General features: G+C 72.6%; 12 protein-coding genes. 10 read left to right on the forward strand and 2 right to left on the reverse strand.

The genetic code is table 11. From position 1 onward, the window contains the following. Positions 1 to 50 precede the first annotated feature (50 nt). The 5 genes from QQM72_RS29870 to QQM72_RS29890 all read left to right on the forward strand — a co-directional run bounded on the left by QQM72_RS29870 (position 51) and on the right by QQM72_RS29890 (position 5,816). Positions 51 to 1,319, forward strand: a complete 1,269-nt coding sequence (locus QQM72_RS29870) for an ROK family transcriptional regulator (RefSeq protein ID WP_314223942.1) — start codon at positions 51 to 53, stop codon at positions 1,317 to 1,319. 52 nt (positions 1,320 to 1,371) lie between these two features. Beyond that, complete coding sequence (locus tag QQM72_RS29875; protein ID WP_314223943.1) at positions 1,372 to 2,130, forward strand: IclR family transcriptional regulator; 759 nt, start codon at positions 1,372 to 1,374, stop codon at positions 2,128 to 2,130. Between the two features lie 118 nt (positions 2,131 to 2,248). Continuing rightward, positions 2,249 to 3,406, forward strand: a complete 1,158-nt coding sequence (locus QQM72_RS29880) for a SpoIIE family protein phosphatase (RefSeq protein WP_399079120.1) — start codon at positions 2,249 to 2,251, stop codon at positions 3,404 to 3,406. A gap of 259 nt (positions 3,407 to 3,665) precedes the next feature. Further along, complete coding sequence (locus QQM72_RS29885) at positions 3,666 to 4,772, forward strand: NAD(P)/FAD-dependent oxidoreductase (RefSeq protein WP_314223944.1); 1,107 nt, start codon at positions 3,666 to 3,668, stop codon at positions 4,770 to 4,772. Positions 4,773 to 4,994: 222 nt separating this feature from the next. Further along, the gene (locus QQM72_RS29890) at positions 4,995 to 5,816 is read left to right on the forward strand and encodes an SAM-dependent methyltransferase (protein WP_314223945.1); all 822 of its coding nucleotides are present in this window, start codon (positions 4,995 to 4,997) and stop codon (positions 5,814 to 5,816) included. A gap of 273 nt (positions 5,817 to 6,089) precedes the next feature. Here the strand turns inward: QQM72_RS29890 and QQM72_RS29895 are convergent, their stop codons facing one another. Further along, complete coding sequence (locus QQM72_RS29895) at positions 6,090 to 6,455, reverse strand: hypothetical protein (protein WP_314223946.1); 366 nt, start codon at positions 6,453 to 6,455, stop codon at positions 6,090 to 6,092. 229 nt (positions 6,456 to 6,684) lie between these two features. Between QQM72_RS29895 and QQM72_RS29900 the strand changes: the two genes are divergently transcribed. After that, complete coding sequence (locus QQM72_RS29900) at positions 6,685 to 8,823, forward strand: ATP-binding SpoIIE family protein phosphatase (protein ID WP_314223947.1); 2,139 nt, start codon at positions 6,685 to 6,687, stop codon at positions 8,821 to 8,823. 1 nt (position 8,824) lies between these two features. On the opposite strand, the gene QQM72_RS29905 is transcribed toward QQM72_RS29900, so the two are convergent. Further along, a complete protein-coding gene (locus QQM72_RS29905; RefSeq protein ID WP_314223948.1) occupies positions 8,825 to 9,061 on the reverse strand; it encodes a hypothetical protein in 237 nt (78 codons plus the stop codon). A 159-nt stretch (positions 9,062 to 9,220) separates the two neighbouring features. Between QQM72_RS29905 and QQM72_RS29910 the strand changes: the two genes are divergently transcribed. The 4 genes from QQM72_RS29910 to QQM72_RS29925 all read left to right on the forward strand — a co-directional run bounded on the left by QQM72_RS29910 (position 9,221) and on the right by QQM72_RS29925 (position 12,774). Beyond that, positions 9,221 to 10,072, forward strand: coding sequence for a restriction endonuclease (locus tag QQM72_RS29910; protein WP_314223949.1), 852 nt, complete (start codon positions 9,221 to 9,223; stop codon positions 10,070 to 10,072). A 147-nt stretch (positions 10,073 to 10,219) separates the two neighbouring features. Beyond that, positions 10,220 to 10,903: an alpha/beta hydrolase gene (locus tag QQM72_RS29915; RefSeq protein ID WP_314223950.1), complete on the forward strand. Its 684-nt coding sequence runs from the start codon at positions 10,220 to 10,222 to the stop codon at positions 10,901 to 10,903. A gap of 298 nt (positions 10,904 to 11,201) precedes the next feature. Further along, on the forward strand, positions 11,202 to 11,378 hold the full coding sequence (locus tag QQM72_RS29920; protein ID WP_314224008.1) for a hypothetical protein: 177 nt from the start codon (positions 11,202 to 11,204) through the stop codon (positions 11,376 to 11,378). Between the two features lie 166 nt (positions 11,379 to 11,544). Further along, positions 11,545 to 12,774, forward strand: coding sequence for an aminotransferase class V-fold PLP-dependent enzyme (locus QQM72_RS29925; RefSeq protein WP_314223951.1), 1,230 nt, complete (start codon positions 11,545 to 11,547; stop codon positions 12,772 to 12,774). The last annotated feature ends 4 nt before the right edge of the window (positions 12,775 to 12,778 follow it).

Below are 12,778 nucleotides of genomic sequence, written 5' to 3' on the forward strand. Positions count from 1 at the left end.
CAATGGGTCGCGGGAGATAGGTTGTAGGGGGAAACGAGAGAGGACCGTGCGTGCGGCAGGCAGGAACGAACCTTCCCAAGGTCGGGCGATACAACCGGGCCGTCGTCCTGGACCAGATCCAGCTCGCGGACGGCATCAGCCGGGTCGAGATCGCCCAGCACACGGGCCTCACCCCGCAGACGGTCTCGGGCATCGTGCGGCGTCTGCTCGACGAGGGCATCGTGCGGGAGGACGGCGCGAGCAGGGTGTCCAGCGGCGGGAAGCCCCGCACCACCCTGCGTATCAACGCCGAGGCGGGCAGCGCGGTCGGTCTCCACTTCGATCCCGTGGAGCTCAGCTGCACCGTGGTCGACCTGCTCGGCCGGCCGCTGGTCGTCAAGAAGCGCCCCACGGACCCCGGCACCGACCCGGCCGAGGTCGTCAAGGACATGGCGGAACTGGTCGCCGACGTGCTGGCCGAGACGGGCGTCGACCGCGGCAAGGTCCTCGGGCTGGGCCTCGCCACTCCCGGGCCGATCGACCTCGAGGCGGGCGCGATCGTCGGCGCGCCCCAGCTGGCCCGCTGGACGCGGGTCCCGGTGCAGCGCATGCTCAGCGAGGCGACCGGCCTGCCGGTGACCCTCGACAACGACGCCACCGCCGCCGCGGTCGGCGAACGCTGGTCGGGCAAGGGCAAGGGCGTGGCGGACTTCGCCTACTTCTTCTTCGGCACCGGCGTCGGCGGCGGCCTCATCCTCAACCACCAGGTGTACCGGGGCGGTTCACTCAACGCGGGCGAGTTCGGGCACTCCTCGGTGCTGCCCGAAGGACCGGAGTGCTACTGCGGCAACCGGGGCTGCCTCGAGCGGCTCGTGAACCCCACGGCGATCGTCGCCGAGGTGCACCGCAGGCTCGCCGCGCAACCGCGTCCGGACAGCGCGCTGGCGCGGGTGTTCGCCGAGCGCCCCGAGGCGGTCGACCACGCCGCCATCGGGGTGGCCGCGGCGGCCGGCGACCCGGTCGCGGCGGCGGTCATCGACGAGACCGCGGAGCACGTCGCCTCGGTCGCGGTCGACATCGCGAACTTCATCGACGTGGACCTGATCGTCCTCGGCGGCCACGGCATCCAGCATGTCGAGTCGCGCTACGTCGAGGTCGTCGCCGCCGCGCTGGCCAGCCGGCCGTTGTCCCGGCACGTCCGGGTCGTCGACGTCGAGGCGTCCTGGCTCGGCACGGACGCGGCGGTGGTGGGCAGCGCGGCACTCGTCCTGCACGCCACCTACTCCCCGCAGCTGTCGGCCCTGCTGGGCACGGCGACGGCCCCCGGCGGGATGCCCTAGCCGGGGCCCCGCGCGCCTTGCCCGAGCCGGGTGACGGGCGCAGTCTGGTCCTATGGGTGCGCAGGACGGCCCCACGCTCATCACCTCCGTGCAGCGGGCCTTCCGCCTGCTGGAGGCGGCGAGCGCGCACGAGAACGGCGCGCCGGCGAAACAGCTGGCGCGCGAGACGGAGCTGCCCCTGGCCACCGCCTACCACCTGCTGCGGACCCTCGTGAACGACGGCTACCTGCGCAAACTCCCGGACGGCGGGTTCATCCTGGGGGACCGGCTCCAGACGCTGCACACGGCGGGCCGAGGGCAGGCGCTGCTCAGCCGGGTCCGGCCCGCCCTCGCCGCCCTGCGGGACGAGTTCGCCACCGCCGCCTACCTCACCTTCTACGAGGAGGGGGAGATCCGGGTGGCCGAGATCGTCGACGGCCCCCGGGCGCCCCGGGTGGACCTGTGGGTCGGTTTCGAGGACGCGGGACACGCCACCGCGCTCGGCAAGTCGGTGCTGCGGGAACTGGACGAGGAGGCCCGCAAGGAGTACCTCTCCCGCCACCACCTCGCCGATCTCACGCCCAGGACCATCACCAGCGCCCCGGAGCTGCTGCGGCAACTGGACTCATCGCCCGTGGCCCCGGCCGTCACGGACCTGGAGGAGTACGCCCTCGGCACGGTCTGCGTCGCGGTGCCCGTCTACAGCGGTGACACCCTCGGCTCGCTCGGTGTCTCGCTGCCGGTCGACCGGCGGTCCCGGCTCGAACAGGTGCGGGCCCGGCTGCTCCCGACCGCGGGCCGCGTGACCAGGGGTCTTTCGCTCGCCAGGTGATCGTTCACTATCTGAAAATCTGATCCTTGCAAGTGGCCGGGTCGAACCCGTTTCCTGGATGAAACGCACACTTCCGAAGTGCCCCGGCGCACGCACAGATGAGGATTGCGGACGAAGCATGGGTCATGCGCGCAACCATGGCGGCGATCACTGCCCGACACGGCTGTCGACATCGTTCAGACACCGGGTGGCAGGGCCTCTGCTGCCGGTGCTGATCCTCCTGGTCATCATGCTCGTCGGCCTCTTCGGCGACGCGGGGATGATCTGGCTGCCGCTGCTGTCGGCAGGGCCCGCGCTGGCCGCCACGACCAACGGCCCGCGCGGTGTCGCCTGTGTAGGCCTGCTCGCCGCGGTGGTCGGCGCGACGCTCGGCGCCCGGGTCGGTGCTCCCGGCCGCGAGGTGGCCGCCGTACTGGCCGCCCTGGTGGCCGTCACCCTGGCGAGTGGCCTGGCCAGCGCGCTGCGCGGGCGCCGTGAGCGGGTGCTCGCGGACGTCCGGTCGGTCGCGGAGGCCGCCCAGCACGCGCTGCTCAGGCCGGTACCGGCGACCGTCGGTCCGTTCGAGGTCGCCGTCCGATACAGCGCCGCGGCCGCGGAGGCCCGGATCGGCGGCGACCTCTACGCGCTGGTGCCCACCCCGTACGGCGTACGGCTGATCGTCGGTGACGTGCGGGGCAAGGGACTGCCCGCCGTGGGGACCGCCGCACTCGTCCTCGGCGTCTTCCGGGAGGCCGCCTACGACGAACCCGATCTCCTCGCCGTCGTCGACAGGATCGAGCGGAGCCTCGCGCGCAACCTCGGTACCGACGACTTCGTCACCGCCGTGGTCGCCGGATACCCGCGATCCGGCGAGCTGGAGATGGTGAACTGCGGACACGCGCCACCGCTGCTGGTCGGCGCCCGCCGAAGCGTCGTGGCGGTGGAGCCCACACAGCCCGCCCCGCCCCTCGGGCTGCGCGCCCTCACCGGCCAGACCCCGAGCCTTCAGGTGCTCCCCTTCGCCGACGGTGACCAACTGCTGCTCTACACCGACGGGGTCATCGAGGCCCGGGACCGCGACCGGGAGTTCTACCCGCTCGTCGAGGGCCTCGAGCAGCACCTCTGCGACGATCCGGCGCGCACGGTCGGCGCGATCCACGACGAACTGCTGGCGCACGTCGGCGGCCGACTGCACGACGACGCGGCGCTGCTCCTGATCCGCAAGCCGGCCGTCGCCGCCACCTCGATTCCCCAACCGGCGCTGCCGCATCAGCTGTTGGGGGACCAGGCGGTGTGAACGCCGTGGCGCCTGCCGTCGCCTGACCCGCGAGCCGGCCGAACCCCGCCGGCCACCTGACCCCGCGCGCCACCCGAACCCCGCGTGACGCAACGGCTTCACGGTTGCACGGCCGCACGGCTTCACCGAACGTGCACACAGCTGCACACGCCTCCACGTGAACTTAAAAGTTCAAGCGCTACGCTCGTCGGCAGTCCGAGTGGCCGAGGAGGTCCCCCACGGCGCGGCCGCTCGCTTCCCCCATGCACAGGAGACGCGCGTGCGCGACGGCGACATAGTGGTGATCGGCGGAGGCTACGCGGGCGTCCGGCTGGCGAAACGACTGGACACGACGGCCCGGGTCACCCTGGTGGACCGCAAGGAGGTGTTCTTCCACCGCATCGCCTCGCTCCGCGCCGGCGTGCGCCCGGAGTGGTCGGTCACCCCTTTCATTCCGTACGACCGGCTGCTGCGCGACGGCCGGGTGGTCGTGGGCAAGGCGGTCCGCGTCGACACCGACGAACGGCAGGTCGTCCTGGCGACGGGCGAACGGCTTCCCTACGACGTGGTCGTGGTCGCCACCGGCGCCGACTATCCCGAACCGGCCCGCTTCACCGGCACCACCACCGAGGAGACGCTCAAGTCCTTCGCCGGCCACCAGCGCAAGGTCGCCGCCGCCGAACACGTTCTCGTCGTCGGCGGCGGGCCCTCCGGCGTCGAGCTCAGCGCCGAGATACGCCTGGCCCGGCCGGACGCCCGGGTCACGCTCGCCCATGCCGGGACGGCGCTGCTGAACTCCGCCGGCAGCCGGCGGGCCGGGCGCCGGGCGCTGGCCTGGCTGGAGTCCCACGACGTGGAGGTGCGCCTCGACTCGTTCATGTCCCCCGGAAACGACTTCGGCACCTATCGCGACGCGCGCGGCGACATCATCGACGCGGACCTCTCCTTCTGGGCGACGGGCACCACGCCCAACACGCTCTGGCTGCGACTGGCCGGACACGGCGACTGGCTGAACGAGGCCGGGCACATCAAGGTCGACCGGAGGCTCAGGGTCGAGGGGCGCCAGGACGTGTTCGCGGTCGGTGACGTGAACGACGCCACCGAACTCAAGATCACCCCGGCCGCGCTGGCCCAGGCCGATCTCGCCGCGCACAACATCCGTGTCCACCTGAGGAGTTCCGGCCGGCACCGCAAGGAGCCCCGCCTCTACCGGCCGGTCCGGCGCACCCCGCTCATCGTGCCCTTCGGCCCCGCCGACGGAGTGACCGTGCTGCCCGTGCCGGGCGGCGAAAGCGCCGTGCTGGGCGGTCGCACCTCGGTGCTGGCGAAGGCGAAGACCCTCATGACGCCGTACATGAGGCGCCAGCTCGGCTACAGCGCCGGCTGAACCACCCGCCCCGCCGGTCTGCCGCGGCCGTCGGTCACCGTCGGGCCATCGTGGACCACTCCCGAGAAAACGCTTACCGGATCGACTCGCCGCGCGGAGCTGCGGAATGGCCGAAACGGCGCGGCAGGTGACAGCAAGCGCTCTCAACTTCCCTGTCCGGAAGGAAAGTTCGCCTACGTTGGTGCCCCTGATCAACTACCTAGCCGTGCAGGAGGCCTTGTCGTGCCGGACCCGACTTCCCAGACCACCACGACCACCGGGACACCCGGCCGGATCGACACGTCCAAGCCGCACTCGGCCCGTTTCTGGAACTACTTCGTCGGCGGCAAGGACAACTACGAGGTCGACCGGGAGATCGGCGACCAGATCAAGGAGATCTTCCCCGGCCTCGTCGACGTGGCGGTCGCCAGCCGGCACTTCCTGGGCCGCGCCGTGCGCCACCTCGCCGAAGATCGGGGCATCCGTCAGTTCCTGGACGTGGGTACCGGTCTGCCCACCGCCGACAACACCCACCAGGTGGCGCAGAGCGTGGCCCCGGACGCCAGGATCGTGTACGTCGACAACGACCCCGTCGTCCTGTCCCATGCGCACGCCCTGCTGACGAGCACACCGGAGGGCAGGACCGCCTATCTGGACGCGGACCTGTACGACCCGGAAGCCGTGCTGGAAGCCGCCGCGGGAACGCTGGACCTCTCCCGGCCGGTCGCCCTGATGATCCTCAACACGCTCGGACACGTCGGCGACTACGCGCAGGCACGCGACCTGGTCCGACGGTTTATGGCCGGTCTCCCCGCGGGCAGTTACCTGGTGATCAGCGACAGCACGGCCACCAGCGAGGGCATGATCGCCGCGTCGGAGGCGTACAACGCGAGCGGCGCCGTGCCCTACCACGTCCGCGCCGTCGAGGAGATCGGCGGCTTCTTCGACGGGCTGGAGCTGGTGGAACCGGGGATCGTCCAGGTGACGAAGTGGCGTGCGCACCCCGATGATTCGGCCAACTTCGCCGCCGTCGACGCCTATGGCGGCGTGGGGCGCAAGCCGTAACCGACCGGCCGGCCCTGGATGGCTCCGGACCACCGACCCGGACGCCGATCCCGGACACGGACCCCAGTCACCGGGGCCGGGAACCCGCCGGGGCCGCCTGTCCACCTCGCGTCCCGGCTCGGACAATGGGGGCATGGGATCCGCCGTGTTCATGACCCTGCCGGACGACAGTGGACCTGGACAGCGCAGTCGCGGTCGTCCGGATGCCCCAGGCCGGCCGCCGGCCGCACGGCCCGCCCGCCGGTCTCCGGCTCCCGCGGGCGATCCCGCGGCTCAGCCGCTGTGCCGGTCCACGGAAAGCAGCCACCGCCACCGTTGGCGTTCCGTCACGAGGGTGACGGCCACCAGGAGAGACACGAGGACTGCCGCACCGGTGGGCCATACCCGCCATGCGGCGCTCGCGGCAGCGGCGAGCTGGAGCAGTACGAGCAGGATCGTGACCGCACCCGACACGGGGATGATCACCTGCTTCTTGTCACCCGGAGTCGAGAAGACGGTCGGCAGGCCGATCAGTACCACCACGGCCAAGGCGGCGTACAGCCACGAGTACGTGGACAGGGCCCACGGGGTGGCCACCCAGGCGACGAGTTCCGAGGCGAAGCGCAGGACGGACGCGATGCGGTCGTCCGGTCTCCCCATGTACGCCCCCCCAGGCCGTGTCGACCACCGGCTGGAAATCCTACGCCGGGCCACAGCCCCCGACGTGACGGCGAAGTGAGCGCCCCGCTCGTGGTCCGGCAGCACGGCGAAGCCGACGGGCGGACGTGAGGGCGCGCAGGCCGTCTCCTGGAGTGACCACTACGGTAAGCGTGGTGCCCGGAGGCCTCCCGACGAGGCCTACGCGCCCGCACGGCGTAACGTCGTCCTTGTGGACCTGACGGCTGCCGGTCTCGCGTCCCGTGTCGTACGCGAGCTCGGTTCGCGAGTGGACGAGCTGATCGCCGAGGTGGAGCGAGGCCTGCGGCGGGAGCTTCCCGAGCTGTGGGACGACCCGGGCATCGCGCGGACGGTGGCGGAGAACGTCGCCGACCACATCACCACCGGGCTGTCCGGCCTCGAGCACGCCGTCGAGCCGACCCTGATAGAACCACCGCCGGCCGACCTGGACCGCGCGCGCCGGCTGGCCCGGCACGGCATCCCTCTCGGCACGATGCTGCGGGCCTTCCGCCTGGCGCAGACCATCGTCCTCGACCGGCTGCTCGCGGAGATGCCCCGGTTCTCCGAGGACGCCGAGCTGGTCAGCGCCGCCACCCGGCACGTGATCGCGGCGGCGGCCGCGTACGTGGACCGCACCTCGGAGCAGGCCGTGGGCGCGTTCCAGGAGGAGCGGGACCGCCGGCTGCAATGGCGGCTGTCGATGGTGAACGACGCGGGTGTGCGCATCGGCACCACCCTGGACATCGCCCGCACCACGCAAGAACTGGCCGATCACGCCGTCGAACACTTCGCCGACCTCGTCACCGTCGACCTGCTCGACGCCGCGCTGCACGGCCACGAATTCTCGAGGGAGGGCCCCCTCGTGCTGCGCCGGACCGCGTGGGCATCGGTGACCGACGACGGTCCGGGACCGGGCGCCGCGACGCAGCGGCTGCACACCTGCCCGGACGGCTCGCCCGAGGCACACGCCCTGATCACCGGGCAGCCCGCCAAGCACCACGGCGACGCGGTCGCCGCCGGCGCCCCGCGCGTCCACTCCACCCTGGTGGTGCCGCTGCGCGCCCGAGGCGCCACGCTGGGCGTCGCCCGGTTCTCCCGGCACCGCAACCCCGACCTCTACGACGACGAGGACCTGCTCCTCGCCCAGGAGATCGCCGCCCGGGCGGCCGTGGCCGTCGACAACGCCCGCCGCTACAGCTACGCCCGCGCCACCGCCCTGACCCTCCAGCGCAGCCTGCTCCCGCGCGGTGCGCCGCGGCAGTCCGCGGTCGAGGTCGCCTACCGCTACCTTCCCGCGGGCGACCGGGTCGGCGTCGGCGGCGACTGGTACGACGTCATCCCGCTGTCCGGCGCCCGGGTCGCCCTCGTGGTGGGCGACGTGGTCGGCCACGGCATCCACGCCGCCGCCACCATGGGCCGTCTGCGGACCGCCGTACGCACCCTCGCCGACATCGACCTGCCGCCCGACGAACTCCTCACGCACCTCGACGACATCGTTCTGCGGCTGTCCGGCGAAACCTCCGACGACGTGGACGGCGAAGCCGCCGGAGACCTGGGCGCCACCTGCCTGTACGCCGTCTACGACCCGGTTTCCCGACATTTCACCCTGGCCCGCGCGGGACATCTGCCGCCCGCGCTGGTGACCCCGGACGGAACGGCCGAGATCCTGGACCTGCCGCCCGGCCCGCCACTCGGCCTGGGCGGCGTGCCGTTCGAGGCGGCGGAGTTCGAACTCCCCGAAGGCAGCCTCCTCGCGCTCTACACCGACGGCCTGGTCGAGTCCCGCGACCACGACGTCGACGCCGGTCTCGCCGGGCTGCGCCAGGCCCTCGTCCGGCCGGCTCCCTCGCTGGAGGAGATCTGCGACCACGTCGTCGAGGCCCTGCTGCCGACCCGGCCGGACGACGACGTCGCCCTGCTCCTGGCCCGCACCCACGCCCTGGGCGCCCGCCAGGTCGCCACCTGGGACCTGGCCGCCGAACCCGCCGCCGTCGCCCGGGCCCGCTCGGACGTCTCCCGGCAGCTGAGCGACTGGGGTCTGGAGGAACTCGGCTTCACCGCCGAGCTGGTCGTCAGCGAACTGGTCACCAACGCCATCCGCTACGGTCGGCCCCCCATCCGGCTGCGTCTGATCCACGACCGCGCCCTGCTGTGCGAGGTCTCCGACGGCAGCAGCACCACCCCTCACCTGCGCCGGGCCCGCGTCTTCGACGAAGGCGGCCGAGGCCTGCTCCTGGTCGCCCAGCTCGCCGAACACTGGGGAACCCGCCACGCCCGCCGCGGCAAGACGGTCTGGGCCGAACTGAGCGACTCCGCCGAACTCCCGCTGCTCGCCCACACCCAGGCCTGAATCAGGGGCGGCGCGCCCAGAACAGCGCGTGACCGCTCTCGCCCTCGGGCACGAACTCCTCCTGTTCGACCACGAGACCGGCCCGGGTGATCCAGCTCCGATTCGTCGCGACGTCCGCGTGGCTCCACCACATGGGAGTCCCGCCACCCAGCCAGTCCTCGTCGACACCGGTCCAGGCCGTATGGCCGGTGGTACCCAGGAACCAACCGCCCGGTCGCAGCCATCCACGCCGGTGCACGTTAGCCGCGCACGCGAGAACCCGCGAACGTTTTTTCCGCGGAGCGACGGGCGGTGTGTCCGGCCCCACGCGCGCGTGTTCGCCTCTCCCGATAGAACCGCATCGACCTGGGCACACGCTCGATGATCTTCGTTGACGTACTCGGGAGGAAGCACCGCCATGGCCGTACCGCCGCACGTTCCGCAGCCCGCGCGCAGTCCGCGTCGGTTCGAACTCCGCTCCACGGCCGTGTACTTCGTGCTGCTCGCCCTCCTGCTGACCCTGCTGGGCACGGTCGCCCGCACCGCCACCGCCGCGGCGGAGCACCGTCCGGGGTGGGCGGTCGCGCTCGTACTCGTCGGTGCCGCCAGTGTCTTCGCCGGCCGTCGCGGACGGCGCAGGTTCTCGGCGGCGAGGCTCGCGCGCCGTACCGCGAGGTCCCTGGAGGAGGCCACGGAGACGGTGGTCGAGGCTCTCGAGACAGCGCCGCCCCTTGTCGCTTCGGGGCCGGCCGTGCCCCGGACGGAGTTCGTCGGTGGGGGATTCGACGTGGAACCGACGATCCCGCTCGGTCAGCCCCTCGGCGAGTTGTCCGACGACCCGCTCGACGACGTGTCAGCCGACACCGAGGAGATCGGTTACGAGGAGCTGGACCCCTACGAGTTCGAGGAGGCGATAGCCGAGCTGTGCCGCCGCGACGGCTGCACCGAGGTGGAGGTCGTCGGCGGGGCCGGTGATCTGGGCGCCGACGTCGTGGCGAGGACACCGGACGGACGGGTGCTGGTCATCCAGTGCAAGCGCTACAGCGATACCAACCGCGTCGGTTCCCAGGACATGCAGCGCTTCGGCGGGACGTGCTTCGCCGTGCACGGGGCCGAGGTCGCGGCGGTCGTCACCACCGGCGACTTCACCGCGCCCGCCGTCGAGTACGCGGGGCAATGCGGCATCGTGTGCGTGGACGGCGAGGACCTCGGGCGTTGGCAGGAAGCTGCGGGCCCGAGGCCGTGGGAGCCGGAGTTCGTGGCGGGCTGAACCGGTGACCGTCGAGAAGATCCGGATGTGCGGCGAGAGAGGCGGCGGGCAGTGCGCGAGGAAGCGGGCGAAGGTGCGGGCGAGGGAGTGGTCGGCGAAGAACGCGGGGGAGCCGCGGGGAAAGCGGGCGGGGACCGAGGAGGCGCCGTGGGGAGCACATCGGCGTTGGTGGTGCGGCAGCGGCCGGCCGGTGCGCCCGGCGCCGCGGTCGTGGTCCTGCACGGCGGCCGGGAACACAGCCGGGAGGCATCGCGGGGCTGGCACCTGGCCGCCCTGCGCATGCGTCCCGTCCTGCGGGCGGCCGTGGCCGCGACGGACCGTCAGGACGTGCTGGTCGGCGAGGTGCGCTACCGCTACCGGGGCTGGAACGCGACCGCCGATCCCGTGCACGACACCGTACGGGCCCTCGACGAACTGCGCCGGACGGTCGGCGAGGTGCCCGTGACCCTGGTGGGTCACTCGATGGGCGGCCGGGCGGCGCTGCGGGCGGCGGCCGACCCCGCGGTGCGCGGTGTTCTCGCACTGGCGCCGTGGTGCCCGCCCGGCGAACCCGTCGACCATCTCGGCGGGAAGCGGATCGTCGTCCTGCACGGAGACCGTGACCGGGTGACCGATCCGGGGGAGTCCGCGCAGTACGTCCGGCGGGCCCGGCGGGCGGGGGCGCAGGCAGGCATCGTCCTCGTTCACCGAGGCGACCATGCCATGCTCCGGCGGTGCGCCGACTGGCACCGTGCCACCGCCGCGATCGTCGCCCAACTCCTGCGACCGGAGCCGGTCGTCGAGGGTCTCGCGGGCGAGGCCTGCGCGGCGGACGGACCCCTGCCGTGGTGACAGCGGGGTGGAGCGAACGCCGCCGACGAAGGGCCCGCGCAGCGGGTGGCCGGGGCCCGGTCGGAGCCCGCCCAGGGCACCTCTTCGCAGCCCACCGCGACCGTTTCCGGGCCCCCATGGTCACCCGCACCCGGGCCATCGGGGACAATACGATGACGTCACCACGGTCGGTTCGGCTGTCGAACCGTCAGGAGACGTCACAAAAGCGCCGGTTCGCTCCGTCGGATCGTCGGCCGTGTCCGAAGCAAGTCCTGCCGTGTCGGCTTGCCCGACCGTCCACGAAAGCAGAGCCCCCTCGGTGATCCCCGCCTTCGACGACACCCCGATCTACCACCGCCTCATCATCGAACGCGGCGACGTGCCCGCTCAGGTGAAAGGCGAGGCCGAACGCATCAAGCGAGACCTGGACCGGGTCATGAGCACCCCGTCCTCCTTCACCCCCGGCCTGCCCGCGCAGCGGTCGTTCTTCGGCTGAAGGCTGAAGACCTGAAGACCTGAAGGCCGGAAGATCTGAGGGTCTGAGGTACTGGGGTGCTTCTGAGGTCCCGAGTACGCCCGCCCGGAGTCCCCGTCCGCCCTGGGTATCGTGGCCCGGCCCGGCGCCGGCAGGGCACCCGACCAGGGACGATCCGAGGAGAACCGTGAACGAGGGCGAAATCGTCACCGGCCCCCGACCGCTGACGCTGCCCGACGGGCGGCCCGCGCTGGCGGCCTGGACGCTCGACCCCGACCTGCGGCATCTCAACCACGGCTCGTTCGGCGCCGTCCCGCGGGTGGCGCAGGAGCGGCAGAACGCCCTGCGGGCGGAGATGGAACGCGCCCCGGTCGCGTGGTTCCCGTCGCTGCCCGGCCGGATCTCCGCGGCCCGCGCGGCCGTGGCCGGCCGGCTGCGGACCGACGCGAAGGACCTGGCGCTCGTGCCGAACGCCAGCGCGGGGGCCAGCGTCGTCTACACCGCACTGGCCGCCCGGCCCGGCGGGGACATCGTGGTCACCGACCACGGCTACGGCGCCGTCACCATGGGCGCGCAGCGGCTGGCCCGTCGCTGGGGGACCGGCGTACGCACGGCCCGGGTGCCTCTGGCGGCCGATGCCGAGCAGGCGTACGAAGCGGTGATGGCGCAGGCGGACGACGGCGTCGCCCTGATCGTCCTGGACCAGATCACCTCGGCGACGGCCCGGCTGATGCCGGTCGAACGCGTCGGGGCCGAAGCCGCGCGGCGCGGGATCACCCTGCTCGTCGACGGCGCGCACGCGCCCGGTCTGCTGGCCGCGCCGCTGGACGGCCTGGTGTGCGACGCCTGGGTCGGCAACCTCCACAAATGGGGCTGCGCCCCGCGCGGGACGGCGGCGCTCGTCGCCCGCGGCCCGCTGCGGGCGGACCTGCACCCGCTGATCGACTCATGGGGCGCGGCCGAACCCTTCCCGGACCGCTTCGACCACCAGGGCACGCTCGACGCCACCGGCTTCCTGGCCGCGCCCGCCGCACTGGACTTCGTCGACGACACCTGGGGCTGGGACACGGCCCGCCGGTACATGGACGAACTGGCGGACCACGGCGCCCGTGTCGTCGCGGAGGCCTTCGCCCGGACCGGGGCCCCGGCCGGCCCCGTCGACGTCGGCATGCCCGTCCCCGGAATGCGCTTGGTCCGCCTGCCCGAGGGCCTGGGCACGAGCCGGGTCGCGGCGGACGCCCTGCGCGACCGTGCGACCGCCGAACTGGGCGTGGAGGCCGCGTTCACCAGCTTCGACGGACTCGGCTACCTCAGACTGTCCGCCCATGTCTACAACACCCCCGACGACTATGGGCACTTCGCCGAGACATGTGTGCCCGTCATCGACAAATGGGCCCGCGAGGCAAGGGAGTCGTAGGCCC

Source organism: Streptomyces zaehneri (assembly GCF_032248645.1).
Taxonomy (GTDB): domain Bacteria; phylum Actinomycetota; class Actinomycetes; order Streptomycetales; family Streptomycetaceae; genus Streptomyces; species Streptomyces coriariae.